At 58.1% G+C, this 17,440-nt stretch carries 15 protein-coding genes, 2 tRNA genes and 1 riboswitch; of the genes, 15 read left to right on the top strand and 2 right to left on the bottom strand.

Going from position 1 to position 17,440, the window contains the following annotated elements:
• Positions 1–15 precede the first annotated feature (15 nt).
• Positions 16–119: riboswitch (TPP riboswitch) on the bottom strand.
• A 114-nt stretch (positions 120–233) separates the two neighbouring features.
• The 9 genes from VOI22_RS04530 to VOI22_RS04570 all read left to right on the top strand — a co-directional run bounded on the left by VOI22_RS04530 (position 234) and on the right by VOI22_RS04570 (position 6,667).
• Positions 234–1,715, top strand: a complete 1,482-nt coding sequence (locus VOI22_RS04530) for an NAD(P)/FAD-dependent oxidoreductase (protein ID WP_323795382.1) — start codon at positions 234–236, stop codon at positions 1,713–1,715.
• Positions 1,712–2,878 (top strand): acetoin utilization protein AcuC, encoded by a 1,167-nt coding sequence (locus VOI22_RS04535; protein WP_323795383.1) that lies wholly within the window; start codon positions 1,712–1,714, stop codon positions 2,876–2,878. Before VOI22_RS04530 ends, VOI22_RS04535 begins: the two co-directional genes overlap by 4 nt.
• 47 nt (positions 2,879–2,925) lie before the next feature.
• The gene (locus VOI22_RS04540; protein WP_323795384.1) at positions 2,926–3,426 is read left to right on the top strand and encodes a DUF192 domain-containing protein; all 501 of its coding nucleotides are present in this window, start codon (positions 2,926–2,928) and stop codon (positions 3,424–3,426) included.
• Positions 3,427–3,515: 89 nt separating this feature from the next.
• Positions 3,516–3,592: transfer RNA gene (locus VOI22_RS04545), tRNA-Pro, on the top strand.
• Positions 3,593–3,776: 184 nt separating this feature from the next.
• On the top strand, positions 3,777–4,295 hold the full coding sequence (locus VOI22_RS04550; RefSeq protein ID WP_323795385.1) for a CC0125/CC1285 family lipoprotein: 519 nt from the start codon (positions 3,777–3,779) through the stop codon (positions 4,293–4,295).
• A 110-nt stretch (positions 4,296–4,405) separates the two neighbouring features.
• Positions 4,406–4,720 carry an ETC complex I subunit gene (locus VOI22_RS04555; protein WP_028465165.1) on the top strand — a complete coding sequence of 105 codons (315 nt, stop codon included), beginning with the start codon at positions 4,406–4,408 and terminating at the stop codon, positions 4,718–4,720.
• 16 nt (positions 4,721–4,736) lie between these two features.
• Positions 4,737–4,813, top strand: a tRNA-Arg gene (locus VOI22_RS04560).
• Between the two features lie 358 nt (positions 4,814–5,171).
• On the top strand, positions 5,172–6,302 hold the full coding sequence (locus VOI22_RS04565; RefSeq protein WP_323795386.1) for a porin: 1,131 nt from the start codon (positions 5,172–5,174) through the stop codon (positions 6,300–6,302).
• 119 nt (positions 6,303–6,421) lie between these two features.
• Positions 6,422–6,667 (top strand): helix-turn-helix transcriptional regulator, encoded by a 246-nt coding sequence (locus VOI22_RS04570; RefSeq protein ID WP_323795387.1) that lies wholly within the window; start codon positions 6,422–6,424, stop codon positions 6,665–6,667.
• Here the strand turns inward: VOI22_RS04570 and VOI22_RS04575 are convergent.
• Positions 6,662–7,639, bottom strand: coding sequence for a DMT family transporter (locus tag VOI22_RS04575; RefSeq protein ID WP_323795388.1), 978 nt, complete (start codon positions 7,637–7,639; stop codon positions 6,662–6,664). The two genes, VOI22_RS04570 and VOI22_RS04575, sit on opposite strands and share 6 nt — an antisense overlap.
• Before the next feature lie 106 nt (positions 7,640–7,745).
• On the opposite strand from VOI22_RS04575, the gene VOI22_RS04580 reads away from it, so the two are divergent.
• Both VOI22_RS04580 and VOI22_RS04585 read left to right on the top strand, forming a co-directional pair.
• Positions 7,746–9,641, top strand: coding sequence for an ABC-F family ATP-binding cassette domain-containing protein (locus VOI22_RS04580; protein WP_323795389.1), 1,896 nt, complete (start codon positions 7,746–7,748; stop codon positions 9,639–9,641).
• Positions 9,642–9,659: 18 nt separating this feature from the next.
• Positions 9,660–11,252, top strand: a complete 1,593-nt coding sequence (locus tag VOI22_RS04585) for a rhodanese-like domain-containing protein (RefSeq protein WP_323795390.1) — start codon at positions 9,660–9,662, stop codon at positions 11,250–11,252.
• 29 nt (positions 11,253–11,281) lie between these two features.
• On the opposite strand, the gene metC is transcribed toward VOI22_RS04585, so the two are convergent.
• Positions 11,282–12,442, bottom strand: a complete 1,161-nt coding sequence (gene metC, locus VOI22_RS04590) for a cystathionine beta-lyase (RefSeq protein WP_323795391.1) — start codon at positions 12,440–12,442, stop codon at positions 11,282–11,284.
• A gap of 407 nt (positions 12,443–12,849) precedes the next feature.
• On the opposite strand from metC, the gene VOI22_RS04595 reads away from it, so the two are divergent.
• The 4 genes from VOI22_RS04595 (at position 12,850) to VOI22_RS04610 (ending at position 17,382) form a co-directional block, all read left to right on the top strand.
• Positions 12,850–13,893 carry an amino acid ABC transporter substrate-binding protein gene (locus VOI22_RS04595; RefSeq protein ID WP_323795392.1) on the top strand — a complete coding sequence of 348 codons (1,044 nt, stop codon included), beginning with the start codon at positions 12,850–12,852 and terminating at the stop codon, positions 13,891–13,893.
• A 252-nt stretch (positions 13,894–14,145) separates the two neighbouring features.
• Positions 14,146–15,180: an ABC transporter permease subunit gene (locus VOI22_RS04600; RefSeq protein WP_323795393.1), complete on the top strand. Its 1,035-nt coding sequence runs from the start codon at positions 14,146–14,148 to the stop codon at positions 15,178–15,180.
• Between the two features lie 3 nt (positions 15,181–15,183).
• Entirely contained in the window at positions 15,184–16,539 is a 1,356-nt protein-coding gene (locus VOI22_RS04605; RefSeq protein ID WP_323795394.1) for an amino acid ABC transporter permease, read from the top strand.
• 51 nt (positions 16,540–16,590) lie between these two features.
• Complete coding sequence (locus VOI22_RS04610) at positions 16,591–17,382, top strand: amino acid ABC transporter ATP-binding protein (RefSeq protein WP_028465155.1); 792 nt, start codon at positions 16,591–16,593, stop codon at positions 17,380–17,382.
• The last annotated feature ends 58 nt before the right edge of the window (positions 17,383–17,440 follow it).

Below are 17,440 nucleotides of genomic sequence, written 5' to 3' on the forward strand. Positions count from 1 at the left end.
TTGCTGAAAAGGCTGTGCCGGGTCATTTGCTCTCCCTACGCCGGCATTACCCGGATCAGGTTTAGGGTCGTTCCTCCCGGAACCTCTCAGCCGCACCTGCAGCTCCCCTGATTGAGCGGCAAATATGGGCGAGCTTCATTCCCATAGCAAGCCGTCAGATTGTGCCCCACTGGATGAGAGCGCCAAAGCGCGCTACCTAGTGACAGGGAAACAAGACGTTCTGTGGGGATCATGTGAGCGACGCAGGCTTGGTCATTGGACTTGATGCACTTGAAGTGCGGGTCGCGGAGGATCTCCGGACCATTTCTTATCCCAACGCGGCCTGGGTACCCGAGCGGCACGCTCCGGATGGGCGCCCTGTCCTCGATGTGCTGGTTATTGGCGGCGGGCAGGGCGGCCTTGCTGTTGCCCACGCCCTCAAGCGGGCCCGTATCGAGCGGGTGCGCATCGTGGATCGATCACCGGAAGGGTTTGAAGGCCCTTGGCTGACCTATGCGCGGATGCCCACACTGCGGTCGCCGAAAGAAGTCAACGGCCCCGATCTTGATATTCCCTCGCTCGCCTTCCGGTCCTGGTTCGTAGCGCAGTATGGCAGAGCGGCCTGGGAGGATCTCAACAAGATCGCAAAGGAAGACTGGGCCTCCTACTTGCTCTGGCTGCGCCGGGTTCTCGATATAGCCATCGAGAACGAGGTCTCGGCGGAGCGGATTGCGCCCGCCGCGGATGGCGATCTGATCTGCGTGGACCTCGTTGGTTTGCGATCCGGTACCCGGGAGCAAGTGCTTGCAAGAAAGATTGTGATCGCAACCGGTATTGAAACGCCCGGGAATTGGTGGACGCCGCCGGAAATCAGTGCGCTCGACAGACGGTTTTGGTCACATGCTTCCGAGACTATCGATTTCGAGAAACTTCGCGACCGTCGCGTGGCTGTGCTGGGGGCCGGTGCGTCGGCGTTTGACAATGCTGCGACGGCGCTGGAGGCAGGTGCCGCACGGGTGAGCGTCTGCTGCCGGCGAGAAGAATTGCAGCGGGTGCAGCCTTTCAAGTGGCTGTCCTTTCCCGGCTTTCTCGGGCATTTCGCGGATCTGGACGATACCTGGCGCTGGCGCTTCATGAACCATCTCATGAGCTTGCGCGAAGCCTTCCCGAAAGAAACCTGGCAGAGAGTCGCGAAGCACAAGAACTTTGAGCTCCTCACCGGCGCCCCATGGCTGTCCTGTGCAATCACAGGCGACCAGATCGACATCGAGACTCCGAAAGGAAAACTGGAAGCAGATTTCCTGATTGTTGGAACCGGCTTCGCGATCGATCTTTCGGCGCGGCCGGAGTTTTCCGAGATCGCCGCGTCGGCGGCTACCTGGTGCGACCGATACAGCCCGCCGGCCGGTGAGGAAAACCCGCGTCTCCAGTCCTTTCCCTATCTCGATCCTTCATATGCGTTTCAGGAGCGGGATGCCGGGACGGCCGGATGGCTCCGGAACGTTAGGCTCTTCACCTATGGCGCAACGCTCAGCTTCGGGCCCTCCGGGTCTTCCATCAACGCGATGAAGTTCGCGGTTCCACGTCTTGTCTCGGGGATCGTCCGGGACCTGATGGCGGAAGACGTGGAGCAGCACTGGGAAAGTCTGAAAGCCTATGACCTTCCCGAATTCCTGCTTCCCGATGAGGAAGGGAAGGTCGCGCCCCAGCAGGCCGTGATCAGCAGGACCGCATGAGGGTGCGCGACTCGCAGATACAGGAACACCTGGACCCCGCCATACCGGATGTTTTTCCAGACCGCCCGATCCTGATCGGCAGCGAGATCTACCGAAAATCACGGTACGGCGCGACGCACCCTCTCTCGATCCAGCGGGTAACGCCGGTGATGGATCTCGCCCGTGCGCTCGGCTTGCTCGACGAAAGTCGTTTCGTGGACAGCCCGATGGCGACACCGGATGAGCTCGCCCGCTTTCACGCCCCCGACTATATCGCCGCCGTGGTTGCGGCTGAACGGGACGGGCATGTCAGTGACGAGGTGAAGGAACGCTACAATATCGGCCGCAGCGGAAACCCGGTCTTCCCGGAGATATTCAGCCGTCCGGCAACGGCGGCGGGGGCATCCTTGCTGGCCGGACGAACCCTGGCCGCGGTCGAACGCGGCACTATTCACTCTCTGGCGGGAGGTACCCACCACGGCCGCCCTGCCATGGCCTACGGGTTCTGTTACTTCAACGACCCGGTGCTTGGTATTCTCGCCATGCTCGACGGGGGGCTGTCCCGAGTCCTCTATGTCGACCTCGACGCCCATCACGGCGACGGTGTGCAGGATGCCTTTCACGACGAGGATCGTGTTCTGACGATCTCCATTCACGAGGATGATCGCTGGCCCCGCACAGGACCCGCGGAAGACAGGGCCGGCGGCATGGCCCGGAACTTCCCGGTTCCGAAAGATATGAACGATACCGAACTCCGGTTTCTGATTGAGGAAGCGATCCTGCCGATAGGGGAGGGTTTCCGTCCGGACGCGATCGTCATCCAGAGCGGATGCGACGCGTTGGCCGATGACCCGCAAAGCAAATTATCGCTTTCGAACAATGCGATATGGGAGGCAGTTCAGCGCCTTTCGTCTCTTGCTCCTCGCGTTCTTGTGGTTGGAGGGGGTGGTTATAACCCCTGGGCTGTTGCCCGTTGCTGGACTGGCATCTGGGCGCATTTGAATGGCACCGATCCGCGAGGCATCTCGTTCGATAAAGAAGCCGAGAGCGTTTTGCGCGAGCTGTTTTGGAATCATAGCCGTGGGCGCAATCCGCCGGCGCACTGGTTCACAACACTGGCCGATGTTCCGTTGGAAGGAGATGTGCGATCCGCCGTGCAGGATCTTGCCCGCTTGCTCCCATGATGCGGTCAGCGCTCTTGAGCTCGGCACGGGAGTCAATTATCGGATGAATGGTCTATGACACTGAACAGGCAGTATCCGCTTTGACCCACTCCCTGAAGACCGTAATTGGCGCGATATTTGTGCTCGGACTGTTGGCTGTCGTTCCCTTCAAGGCAACAGCCGGCGAAGACGCGCGTCTGGTATTGCATCGCGGCGATACAGAGCATGTCTTTACAGTCGAAGTTGCCGACACACCAGAAACCCGGGCTTCGGGACTGATGTTCCGGAAAGAGTTGGCCGATGATGCCGGCATGCTCTTCATCTACCCGGGCAAGCAAAAGATATCGATGTGGATGAAAAACACACTGATCTCGCTCGACATGCTGTTCCTCGACCGTGATGGAACGATTTTGCATATCTCCGAACGAACGACGCCGTTATCGACGCAGGTAATCTCTTCCCGGTTTCGCGTGAAGGCTGTTCTTGAGGTCGTTGCGGGAACGGTCGAGCGGCTCGGTCTTCGCGCAGGCGACCGCGTGGAACATGATCGCTTGGCGGCGGATCGCTAAAAATCGTGGCATGACACTCGAGTATTGCGCTGGTCGTTCAAAAGCATTACCAAGCGTGCGCCCGTTGGAATTCTCGCTGCGGGCCGTGTCGGGGTGTAGCGCAGCCTGGTAGCGCATCTGCTTTGGGAGCAGAGGGCCGGCGGTTCGAATCCGTCCACCCCGACCATTCACTTTTTATCTCCCAGACCGATCTCATTTTATTGAAGGTGTAGCTCCGCTGAAGGAACCTTCATCTGGAAAATGAGAATGAGACCTATTATCTTTTGTTGTGGTCGCGCCGTTTTGGCGGGTTATGGCCAACCGGGAGCAATGCCATGAACATTGAACGGTCGTATTTCAGGACTCCTCGGATGAGAATATCCGGATTGCTGTTTCTGGCTCTGTTGTTACCGGTTCTGGCGGGGTGCGCTTCTCCGACGCCTTATGCGCCTCTGTCGGATCGCTTCGGCTATAAGGACAGCAGCATTGAAAGCAACCGCTTCCGGGTCAGTTTCAGCGGCAACTCGTCCACAGATCGTGAAACGGTCGAGACGTACCTGTTGTACCGCGCGGCGGAGCTCACGCTGGAGAAGGGGGCTGCCTATTTTCTCGTGGTCGAGCGCGATGTTGAAAAGACCGACCGCTATTTGAATTATTCCTATGAGCCCTTCGGATATGCCGGGTACGGCTACTACGGCTATCACGGAGGATATTACTTCCGTCATCGTGTTTATGCCGGCCCTGACGAAAGCGTACCGATCACCCGCTACGAGGCTATCGCGGAAATTATCGTCGGCGGCCCCGGGCTTTCCGACAATAAAGCGGACCTATACATGGCCAAAGAGGTCATCGAAAACCTTGGGCCGAAGATCGTCCGGCCGAAAAGCTGAGTCTCTGCTGCATTGACCTCGCAACGCCTTTGAGCGATACGAAACCCAAGGGTGTCTCACTGGGACGCTGGAAGGTCCGTAAGGGTCTCGGGTACGAGGAGAGATTTCATATGTCAGTGCGGATTTATCGGCCGAGCAAAACGGCCATGCAGTCTGGGCGTGCGAAGACCAAGCTTTGGGTGCTGGAGCCTACCCTCGATACTGCCCGTGTTCCGGAACCTCTCATGGGGTGGGTCAGCAGCGGCGATACAAACAATCAGGTTCGGCTGACTTTCGAGACCAAGGAAGAGGCCGTTGCTTACGCCAAGAAGCACGAGCTCGACTACATCGTGCAGGGCGACCACAAGCGGAGCCTGAAGCCGAAGGCCTATGCCGACAACTTCGCGGCCGACCGCTTTGCGACCTGGGGCACCTGGACACACTGATCTCGCCAGTTTTCGCGGCCCCGTAGCTCAACTGGATAGAGCACCGGACTTCTAATCCGACGGTTGCAGGTTCGAGTCCTGCCGGGGTCGCCAATTTCTGTTTCTCATTCCTAAAACAAGATCACATTCCCTTTCCGGGGGCGGGTGGTGCCGTCGGCATGCGGGCACCAGGAACGCTCTTAAGTGCGGGGGGGGGTGTTTTTCAATACCTTGCAACTCGATACGATCTGTTTCCGCACGGGAACTTATCTCTCTAACCGTTGCAGAGAGGGCCTTTCTGGCTGTGTCACGGCCTGCGCATGACTTTGTCCGGGATGGTGTTATTGTACATGATTGTACTTATTCACATCTGAGGGTCACCGGTCAGCACGCTGTTTCCGGTTGCAGGATCGTTTTTGACATTAGATAGCATTTTGGCAGGCTGTTCCTGTCGGGTGCATGGGGATAACGGATGAAAAATTTTGCGCAGCCCAAAAAGGCCTTGCTTCAGACCACAGCGCTTGTTGCCGCAGGCTTTATCGTTTCCGCGGCCCCTGCTGATGCCGCGGAAAAGCTGAGGATCGGTGTTGGCGGTTACGCCGAGCAATGGTTCGGCTATACGGATATTCAGGACGATGGGAACACCACTCAGGATCTTTCCGGTTTCGATGTGAAGTCGGACACGGAGATCCATTTCGAGGGCTTCACCACGCTGGATAACGGTCTTGAAGTCGGGATCAATGTTCAGCTTGAGGGCAACACCAACAGCAGTGACCAGATTGACGAGAGCTATCTGACGGTTCGCGGCAATTTCGGTCAGATTGACATCGGTGACGAAAATTCAGCGCTCTACAAAACGCATGTCGCGCCGAAAGAATACGGAATGGGGATCAATTCCGGAGACACCGTCGATTGGGAGCTGAGCGGAACTACTTCGATCAGCAACTCCGGTTATTTTCGCGCCCCGTTCGGCGGTACCTTCATTGAGCCTGGCCGGGCTAACGATTCGACAAAACTGACGTACTACACGCCGCGTGTTGAAGGTTTCCGCGTCGGCCTTTCCTATGCGCCCGACAGCGCCCAGGACAGCAATGTCCTGCCGGACCGCAACACAAGCAGCCTGACCGACGGCGTCATGGCCGGGATCGACTATTCCCGTGATTTCAATGGCGTGAAGGTCGGGGCGTCTGCGGGTTACGGCACGTTCCTTGAGGCAGCGGGAAACAATCCGGAACCGGAAGCATACGCATTCGGTCTCACGGTTGATTATGCCGGGTTCCAGGTTGGCGGCTCATACGCCGGCTTTCAGGATTCCGGCGTCAATGACGGCGATGCCTATGTTATCGGTGCCGCCTATGATTTCGGCCCATACGGGTTGAGCGCCACCTATCTCCATGGTGAACGCGACGGTCTTGCAGGGAGCACGGCCCCGGCCAGTGTGCAGGCGGATCGTGACACATTTGCCCTCGGCGGACGTTACATCCTCGGTCCGGGCGTTTCCCTGCAGGGCACGCTCGGTTATTCGGAATATACGAGTGACACAGCCGGCGTCGGCGATGTCGAGGCCGCATATGCCATTACAGGCATCAAGCTGACCTTTTAGTCTGAGGGGCTGGAAACATGGGGAGGGACGCCTGATGCGTTCCTCCCTGTTCACCGGGATGAATTCTCCGATGCCATCGTCTTCGAATGCGCATATAATGCGCTTCTCAAGGAGGCGGCATGACGTCCGGTGAATTCAAAAAGCTGAGAAAATTCCTGAAGCTCTCGCAGAAGGAAATGGCGGAGGCGCTAGGTCTGAAGCGCCGCATGATCCAGTATTATGAAAAGGGGGAGCGTGACGGTGAGTCACTCGATATCCCCAAAGCAGTTGAACTGGCTTGCTATGCTCTCGCGGCCGGTGTGCGTGAATACACCTTCATTGCCCCGAAAAGTCCTCCCAAGCGAGCCGAAATTTCAGCTCTATGACGCAACCTGCGCTTGCCGCCGCCGGACCCGTTCGCGGTACAGGATATAAAGCCCGCTGCTGATCACCAGTACTGTCCCGCCCAGTATCCAGAGATCCGGGACATCCCCCCAGACGAAGAATCCGATCAGCACCGCCCAGATCATACTGGTGTATTTGAACGGGGTGACGAAACCGGCTTCGTTATAGCGGAATGCCTCGATCATGAGGAACTGCGCGGCGCCGACGAAGAGACTGCTCAATCCGAACAGCAGGATGTGGCCCATGGCAACCGGCTGCCATTCGGTGAATGGATAGCTGGCAAAGCCCGACAGGGTCACGAAACTCATCCCCACTGCCAGCATCGAGAGTGTGCTCTCGGTCCTATGCATCTTGCGGGTCACAATGTCCCGGAAGGACCCCATGACTGTCGCGAAGAGTGGCAGCAGCGCCACGGCGGAAAAGGTCTGGGGGGTCGGCTTCACCATGATCAGAACGCCGCAGAAACCGACCAGGATCGCCATCCAGCGCCGCCAGCCGACTTGCTCGCCCAAAAGCGGAACGACGAGGGCTGCCGTCACGATAGGACCCGCGAAAGCGATCGCCGTTGCATCGGCAATGGCCATGAGTTTCAGCGCCCAGATGAAGCTGTAAGTGCTTAAAACAATGATGGCGGCACGGGCGAGCTGGAAGCGCCAATGGGTGACGCGAAGCTGGCGACGCCGTCCGGTCATGAAGGCGAACCCGAAAATCAGCACCAGAACCAGCACGCCGCGCAAAGCAATGAGCTGTCCGACTGGATAAACATCGGTCAGCCACTTCGCGATCCCGTCATTCAAGGTCACCAGACCGATGCCGCCGGTCATGCAGACGGCGCCATACATCCACCCGAGCCTCGGGCTTTCTTCCGGAGCAGCGAGCGGCATCGTGACTGGCGCAACAGCAGAGGCGGGCGAGATCGAGCCCCCTGCGATGATTACTTTTTTTGGAGACACGGAGCGGTCCTTTGGCAGAACTCAGAGCCTCTACCTCTCGTCCTTAATTTGCAAGCTGACTCACGCGGGATTGGCGCCGGTCTGAGCAAGTGCTATCAGGCGTGCCATGATCCAGATTACAGACATGACTTTCCGCATTGCGGGCCGCACTCTTTTCGACTCCGCATCGGCGACAATCCCGGACGGCCACAAGGTCGGCCTCGTCGGCCGGAACGGTACCGGCAAGTCCACTTTGCTCAAATTGCTCACCGACACCTATCATCCGGATGGCGGCGATATTTTCGTCAGCGGCGGACGTGGTGTGGAAGATCCGATCGGCATGGTGTCCCAGGAAGCGCCGAGTGGGCCGGATACGCCTCTTGAGGTCGTGCTGCGCGCCGACAAGGAGCGGGAACGGCTGATCCAGGAATCCGAAACCACGCAAGACCCGATGCGGATCGCCGAGGTGCAGACCCGGCTTGCAGATATAGGTGCCCATGCCGCTCCAGCACGGGCAGCGTCGATTCTGGCTGGCCTCGGGTTTGAGGATTCCATGCAGTCCCAGCCCATGTCGAGTTTCTCCGGCGGCTGGCGCATGCGTGTCGCGCTTGCGGCGGTACTGTTCGCGGAACCTGAGATCCTGCTGCTCGATGAGCCGACGAACCACCTTGATCTCGAAGCCACGGTCTGGCTGGAGGCCTATCTCGCGCGGTATCCGAAGACGCTGGTGATCGTCAGTCATGACAGGGGCCTGCTGAACAAGGCAGTCGATGCCATCCTGCATCTCGAAAACAACCAGCTGACCCTCTATCAAGGCGGTTACGACCGCTTCGAGAAGACCCGGGAAGAGCGGCTTGCCCAGATCGAGGCACAGCGCACCAAGCAATCGGCGCAGCGCAAGCATATGGAATCCTTCATCGAGCGCTTCCGCTACAAGGCGTCGAAGGCTCGTCAGGCCCAGAGCCGTATCAAGGCGCTGGAGAAAATGGGCAAGCTGCCCGATGCGGTAAACGAGCCAACCACCCGGTTCAGGTTTCCCAACCCGGAAGAGCTGCCGCCGCCATTGGTGACGTTCGACAATGCTAGCGTCGGCTACGAGCCTGGAAAGCCGATCCTGAGTGGCCTCAGTCTGCGCATCGACGGAGATGACCGGATCGGGCTGCTTGGCCGGAACGGTAACGGTAAATCGACGTTGGCAAAGCTGATTGCGGGCAGGCTTGCGAGGACCGGCGGGGACGAACACCGCACAGCCAAACTCCGCGTAGGATTCTTCGCGCAGCATCAGGTAGAGGATCTCGACCCGGAGGCGACGGCAGCCGAACATATGGCGCGGCTGATGCCGGGGGCGGCTCCGGACAAGGTCCGGGCACGGCTTGGCGGTGTCGGCCTTGTACAGGACAAGCAGACAACCCTGTCGAAGCATCTGTCTGGAGGGGAGAAAGCGCGCCTGACGCTGGCCCTGATCACCTATGACAGCCCGCACGTATTGATCCTCGACGAGCCGACCAACCATCTGGATATCGATGCTCGTGACGCGCTGGTTCAAGCGATGAACGATTATACAGGCGCGGTTATTCTGATCAGCCATGACAGGCGCTTGCTTGAATTGACAGTCGACCGGCTCTGGCTCGTCTCGGGCGGGACCGTGAAACCCTACGACGGCGACCTCGACGGGTATCGAGACTGGCTGCGTCAGGAAGAGCGTGCCGCGGCCCGGTCCGAGAACGGCTCGGGTGGGTCGGAGAAGAAAAACGACCGCAAACAGGCCCGCAAGGACGCGGCTGATCGCCGCAAGCAAACTGCGGATCTCCGCAAGCGAGCCCGCGAGCTGGAAAAAACCATCGAGAAACTGAACCAGCGTAAAGCCAAACTCGAAGCACAGCTCGCTGACCCGAAGCTGTATGAAGGACCGACATCGGACATGAAGGCTCTGATCCTGAAGAAAGAAGCAGTGAATCAGGAGCTGGAAGTCGTTGAAGCGGAGTGGCTGGAAGCAGAAGCGGCTCTGGAAGAAGCAAAATAAAGCGGGAGGAGGGCAGCCATGGCCCGGACGATCACTGCGCGCGAACTTCACGACGCGTTAAACGGAACCGGTGAAATTGCCCTCGTTGACGTAAGGCCGGAAGCGGTTTTCGGAGCGAACCATATCCTCCTCGCGGCCAATATTCCGCTCGGCCATCTTGAACTGCGCATGGCCGATCAGGTGCCCCGGTTGTCGGCAGCCGTTGTCTTGTGCGACGGCGGGGAGGGGCTGGCGGAACTTGCGGCTCAGCGTCTGGCCAGTCTCGGCTATACGGATCTCTCCATCCTCGAAGGTGGCGTGAACGCTTGGGGAGCGGCCGGTCTTGAGCTTTTCAGCGGGCTCTATGTGCCGAGCAAGGCTTTCGGCGAATATGTCGAGCACGAGTATGAAACCCCGTCTGTCTCTGCCGAAGAACTGCACCAGATGATGGAGCAGGGGGAGAACATGGTGGTGCTGGATTCGCGGCCGATGAGCGAGTTCACCATGATGAACATCCCGACGGGAATCGACATGCCCGGTGCCGAGCTGGTCTATCGAGTGCAGGAAGCGGCGCCCGATCCCGATACCACGGTTGTGGTCAACTGCGCTGGCCGCACCCGGAGTATTATCGGAGCCCAGTCGCTGATCAATGCCGGTATCCCCAATAAGGTTGTCGCGCTGCGCAACGGCACCATGGGGTGGCATCTGGCGGGCTATCAGCTCGAACACGGCAATATGCGCCCGCCGCCGCAGGTCAGCCCTGAAGGGGCAAATCTTGCGCGGCAACGCTCCCGGGCTGCGGCAGACCGGTTCGGCGTCCGGCGTGTTGACGCCGCCACTCTTGATCGCTGGCGGTCGGAGAGTGCTCAACGGAGCCTCTATATTCTCGATGTCCGGACCGCAGAGGAATTCGAGGCGGGCCACATAGCCGGATCGCGCCATGCGCCGGGTGGCCAGCTTGTCCAGTCGACCGATAGCTACATGGCGACCCATCGTGCGCGGGTGGTTCTGGTCGATCCGGAGATGGTGCGGGCGAACATGTCTGCAAGCTGGCTCAGGCAACTCGGCTGGCAGGAGGTTTATGTCCTCGAAGGCGCGCTCGACAGTCAGCAGATGGAGAGCGGTCCGCGTGCATCGCTCCTGCTCGGCGACTTGCCAGCGGCAGATCTGATTTCTCCGGAAGACGCACGGCAACGGATTGGGTCCGGTGCTGTATTTGTTGATCTGACGCGCAGTCTGGATCATCGGGATGATCATCCCGAGGGTGCTCGTTGGGGGAAGAGGGAGACCCTGGAAGGCGATTTGTCGGCGATCGGCGTGGCGGAAGTCATTCTGACGGCGGCGGATGTGCGGCTGGCTGTCCTGGCCGCAGGCGAACTGGCCGATAGTAACATTCGCTGTTCGGTCGTTGATGGCGGAAACAAGGCTTGGGAAGCTGCCGGTTTGCCAATGGCGGCAGGCATGGGGGCTCCCCTTGCAACTTTGGATGATGTCTATATGCGCCCCTATGACAAGGACGCAGGCAAAGCGGAGATGGAGCGTCGGATGAATGCCTATCTCACCTGGGAAGTGGCCCTGGTCGAGCAGATCGGGCGTGCCGGCGGCATCAGTTTCCAATCTTATCGGACCTGAGCGCGCCGGCTCCCGTTATTCGAGGTCGGTCATGCGAGGGCAGCCATCCGCTCGAAACCGGCCTCAAGATCCGCGATGAGGTCGGCTTCGTCCTCCAGCCCGGCATGGATGCGCAATAGCTGGCCCGAAACCTCCCACTTTGTCGCCGTACGGGCCGCGGCAGGATCGCCGGGAAGAATGAGGCTTTCATAACCGCCCCAGCTCGCACCCATGCCGTAGAGCTCGAGTCCGTCCAGGAACGCGGCGAGCGCTGTTTTTGATACCGGTTTCAGGACAAAAGAGAACAACCCACTGGCGCCGGTGAAGTCCCGTTTCCAGAGATCGTGTCCAGGGCAGGAGGGCAGCGCTGGATGCAGGACGCGGTCGACTTCGGGCCTTTCCTGCAGCCATTCAGCCAGGGCAAGGGCCGTCTCGCCGTTTTGTGCGAGACGCACAGCCATCGTCCGGAGGCCGCGCTGAGCCAGATACAGGTCGTCCGGGCCGGAGCAGTTACCCTGCATGTAAACCATGTCGCGGATTGCACCGGCGTGGGCTGACCGGCTGGCAATGGTTCCCATCATGATGTCGGAATGGCCACAGATATACTTGGTCACCGCCTCGACAACGATGTCGACGCCGTGCTCCAGGGCATCGAAGTAAAGCGCTGTTGCCCAGGTGTTATCCATGATGACGGTCGCATCGTGCTGATGTGCGATTGCCGCCAGCTTCGGGATGTCCGAGACCTCGAAAGTCATCGTTCCCGGGGCTTCCAGGTAGACAATCTTTGTCTCCGGCCGGATGTGCTCCGCGAGCTCATCGGGTTTCATCGGATCGAAATAGCTTGAAGAGACCCCGAAACGTTTAAGGAACCCCTCGGCGAATTTCCGTGTCGGGAAATAAACGCTGTCAGCCAGCAGGATATGATCTCCGGCAGAGACCTGGCTCAGGATCGCACAACAGATTGCAGCGAGACCGGAAGATACCGCGATTGCATCGTCGGCTCTGTACAGTGCGGCGACCGCTTCCTCGAAGGATCGACTGGTCGGCGTTCCCCGCCGTCCGTAGCGATATCCATCGAACTCCGGTTTCCGGGATGCCTCCAGTTCCGCAAGTGTCGGCTTGAGAATCGTCGAGGCGTGATAAACTGGTGGGTTCACGACCCCATGATTTCGATGCGGGTCGCGTCCCGCGTGGGCAATGAGAGTACGCATTCGGGATTTCGCGCCGGTTTTCATGTGATCTCCGAAAACTCTGAGGGTTATTGATAAGGTTTTGCATTTAAAACTTTATTGTCAAAAAAGCACGGTTGTCCGCCGAAAAACCGCAAGAGTTGCAGTGATGGCATGGGAATTACTGAACCGTCGGCTTTTCTCGCACTTGCAAAACACGGCAACGGCGTGTTGGTATTACCTCTACTGTCATGAAGACTGGTTCCAAGGTTGCCCATGTTCCGCTCCAGTTGAGTGGACGAGGCAGAGATTAAAAGCCGGGTAGCGGGGATACATGACGGTGAACAACGACCGGGATCCAAGGGGGCGATCCCAAAGTCTTAGTCAGGGGTATGCAGACCGGGACAACCGGCCGTCGTTAACCTAAACACAACAGGGTGGGTTTAAGAATGAAGAAACTGAGTCTTTTAGGCCTTGGTCTTGGCATGATGGCCAGCCTTGGCTTCACAGCCGAGATGGCGTCCGCGCAAAGCACGCTGGACATCGTGAAGGAGCGGGGAATTCTGCGGTGCCAGGTCGGCACTCCGGCTCCGGGCTTCTATCAGCTCGACGAAAAAGGTGACTGGTACGGCAGTGACGTGGCCATTTGCCGCGCTATTGCAGCCGCGATCTTCGACGATCCGAGCAAAGTGGAATTCCAGTCCGTGACCAGCGCGGTGCGCTTTACCGCCATGGCCAACGGTGAGTCCGACGTGCTGTCCCGCACGACGACGTGGACCCTGTTCCGCGACACGCAGCTCGGCCTCGATTTCACAGCCGTCAACTTCTATGACGGCCAGGGCTTTATGGTCGACAAAGACCTCGGCGTGAGCAGTGCTCTTGAGCTCAAGGGTGCAACTGTTTGCGTGCTGACAGGCACCACGACCGAATTGAACCTGACCGACTTCAGCCGTAGCAACGATCTCGGGATCGAGCCGGTTGTCTTCGAAGATTCGAACGTCCGTGACGATACCTTCGCCAAGGGCGGCTGTGACGCGATCACCAACGACAAGTCCAGCCTGGCGTCCACTCGTGCGAAGTTCCCGGATGCGTCCAAGTACGTCGTTCTTCCGGAAACGATTTCCAAAGAGCCGCTTGGCCCGGTCGTTCGTCAGAACGATTCCCAGTGGATGGACATCGTGAAGTGGACTGTCTTCGCTCTGGTTCAGGCCGAAGAAATGGGCATCGACAGCACCAACATCATGGATATGGTCGCTAATCCGGCCACTCCTGAAATGGCACGTATGCTCGGTGTTGAAGGCGACCTGAACAAGGGTCTCGGTCTCGAGAAGGACTGGGTTGTCCGCATCATCAAGCATGTCGGCAACTATGGCGAAGTGTACGAAGAGTACATGGGCACCAAAGGTGAGTTCGCCATTGGCATCCCGCGCGACGGTAGCCCGAACGCGCTGTGGACCAAAGGCGGCCTGATGTACTCCCCGCCGTTCCGGTAAGACATCCAAGACAGCAGGCCCGGTCGAAACTCGACCGGGCCTCTGTTCTATTGGATCACTTAATCTTACGCGGAGATCGGCTATATGGCTGTCGTTGACAGAGGGGCGTCGGGACAGGGTTCATCGTTCTCAGTAATAGTGAACGACGAACGTTACCGATCCATATTCTACCAAATTATCGTGTTTGCAGCCGTTATGTGGGGCGGCTGGTATCTCTTCTCGAACACGTCTCAGAATCTTGAAGCGCGTGGGATGAGTTCCGGGTTTGACTTCCTCGGAAGTACCGCCGGATTCTCGATCGCATTCTCGATTATTCCTTACGAAGCCGGTGACAGCTACCTGTGGGTCTATCTGGTAGGCATCACCAACACGCTTCTGTTGTCGTTCCTTGCCATTGTGGCGACGACAATGCTTGGCTTTTTTGTCGGCATAATGCGGCTTTCGAAAAACTGGATGGTTGCGCAGCTGGCGTCCTGGTACGTCGAAATATTGCGTAATACGCCATTGCTGCTGCAGATCCTGTTTTGGTATCTCGCTGTTTTCGCGATCCTGCCGCGACCGAAGAACAGCGTCGATATTCTCAGCCTTGAGCTCTTCCAGCTGAACAACCGCGGATTTTATTTCCCCGCACCGGTTCCTGGCGATCTTTTCTGGCTGACCATGGTCACGCTTCTGATATCCGTGATCGTTGCGTATGGCATCGCGATTTGGGCCAAGAGGCGGCAAAACGCGACAGGTGTCCGGTTCCCGGCTTTCTGGACCGGTGTGGGCATCATTATCGGCTTTCCGATGTTGATGTTCCTGATAACCGGCTCTCCGCTGCAGTGGGATATCCCGGTTCTGAAGGGATTCAATTTCGCTGGCGGATCATCAGTTCCACCGGCTTTCCTCGCGGTTTTCATCGCTCTCGTAATATACCATGCGTGCTTTATCGCAGAGATGGTGAGGGCGGGTATTCTGTCGGTTAGTCACGGTCAGACCGAAGCCTCGTATTCCCTCGGGTTGAAACCGGGACTTACGCTGCGGTTGGTGATTATCCCTCAGGCCATGCGAGCAATCGTTCCGCCGCTGATCAGTAACTGGATGAACGTGGTCAAGAACTCGTCCCTGGCAATTGCTGTGGGCTTTCCTGATCTCGTTGCGGTCTTCATGCAGACCTCGCTGAACCAGTCCGGTCATGCGATCGAGATCGTGGCCATGGTGATGTTCTTCTACATGACCGTCAGCCTGACGATTTCCGGGGCACTGAATTACTACAACAAGCTCGTTCAGTTGAAGGAGCGGTGAGCCATGACAAACCTTGACGCATCGTCTTCAGAAGTTGTCTTCCACCCGAAACCGAGCCTGCCGCCGCCACCGAATACAGTCGGTGCAATCGGCTGGGCCCGGAAGAACCTGTTCAGTAGCCCATTGAATGCATTCCTGACCATCCTGTCGCTCTATGTGATCTGGGTTGTCGTTTCGAACGCCTTCGAGTGGGCGGTCGTGAATGCCGTATGGGAGGCCAACTCACGTCGCGAGTGCCTAGACAAGGTCGGGCTTTCGGGCGCGTGCTGGGCCGGTGTCAGCCATTGGATGAAGAACTTCATCTATGGCCGCTATCCGGATGAGGAAGTCTGGCGGGTAAATCTGGGCTTCGGAACACTCATCCTCTGGATGCTGCCGTTCTGGCTTCCGCGGGTGACATCGAAGATCGCAATTGGCGCATCCGCCATCCTGATCTCTCCGTTCCTCCTCGGATATCTCTTCGCCGGGGGCGAAAAGGGCCTTTTCCTTCAGGTCATGATCTCTATTGCGATCACGTCCTTCATTTTCAGCTGGGCCCATACCTTGCTGTCCATGGCGACGGGTAAGTCGCTCTGGGCGGCTATCGTTCAGGCCAGCGGGTTTTCCGCAAAGCCGGAAGCCACGCATAAATACCCGGTATTTGCCGCCTGTCTGGTTGTGTTCGCCGTCGCTTTTGCTTGGCAATCCAGCTGGGATATCTCCGGGCAATCAACCAACCTCTGGGGCGGTTTGTTTGTCACTCTGGTGATTTCCGGGATCGGGATTGCTGTCTCGCTTCCGGCCGGCATCGTGCTGGCTCTGGGACGCCGTTCGAAAATGCCGGTCATCCGGGTTTTCTGCGTGTCCTTTATCGAGTTGTTCCGGTCCGTGCCATTGATCACCGTGCTTTTTATGGCGGTGACCATGGTGCCGCTGTTCCTGCCTGAGGCAATCAATCCGGTGAAGATCGTTCAGGCGATCATCGCGGTTTGTATCTTCTCCTCGGCCTATATGGCGGAAACGGTGCGTGGCGGTCTTCAGGCCATTCCGAAGGGACAGTATGAAGCGGCGCAGGCTCTGGGTCTGAGCTACTGGAAAATGATGACTCTGATCGTCATGCCGCAGGCTCTGAAGCTGATGATCCCGAATATTGTCGGCAGCTTCATCGGCCTTCTGAAGGACACCACACTGGTCTCCATCGTCGGTCTTTATGATCTGCTTCTGATGTTGAAGGCAGTCAGTCAAAACCCGCAATGGAACGGTATCCACACGGAGCCGCTTGTCTTCGGAGCAGCTTTGTATTTCGTTCTCTGTTTCGTCATGTCGAAATACAGCCAGCATCTTGAACGGACGCTGGGAGCAGGGCAGGCCGGGAGATAACCCCCGGCAGGTCCATTCCTTTTCAGCGTATCGAGCCAAGGAGTTAACAACATGAGCATGGACGCTCAGGTCGAAACAAAACAAACGGTCAAGTCCACCAAGGGCGATGAAGTCGTCATTGAACTGGCTGGCGTTAATAAGTGGTACGGAGAGTTCCACGTCCTGAAAGATGTGAATCTCTCGGTTCATCAGGGTGAGAAAATCGTTATCTGCGGCCCGTCAGGGTCCGGTAAATCGACGCTTATCCGTTGTATCAACCGTCTGGAAGAGCATCAGGGCGGAGATATCATCGTCAACGGCGTGACGCTCGACAACAACCTGAAGAACATCGATGCGATCCGCAGCGATGTCGGCATGGTGTTCCAGAGCTTCAATTTGTTCCCGCACCTGACGGTGCTGGAAAACTGCACGCTCGCCCCGATCTGGGTGAAGCAGACGCCAAAGGCCGAAGCCGAAGAATTGGCGATGGAATATCTGGAGCGTGTGAAGATCCCGGAACAGGCCAATAAATACCCGGGGCAGCTATCCGGCGGCCAGCAGCAGCGTGTCGCCATCGCGCGGTCTCTCTGCATGAACCCACAGATCATGCTGTTCGATGAGCCGACCTCGGCCCTCGATCCGGAAATGATTTCAGAAGTGCTGGACGTGATGGTCGAACTCGCGGAATCCGGCATGACCATGCTTGTGGTGACTCACGAGATGGGCTTTGCCAAGCGAGTGGCCGATCGCGTGATCTTCATGGATTACGGCGAGATCGTCGAGCAGAACACTCCAGAAGAGTTCTTCACGAACCCGCGTTCTGATCGTACAAAGCTGTTCCTGAGCCAGATCCTGGCGCACTAACACATACAGTCTGAGCTTATACAGTCTGGGAGGGGGGGACAACGGGGGACCCTCCGGA

Source organism: Nisaea sp., assembly GCF_034670185.1.
Lineage (GTDB): Bacteria > Pseudomonadota > Alphaproteobacteria > Thalassobaculales > Thalassobaculaceae > Nisaea.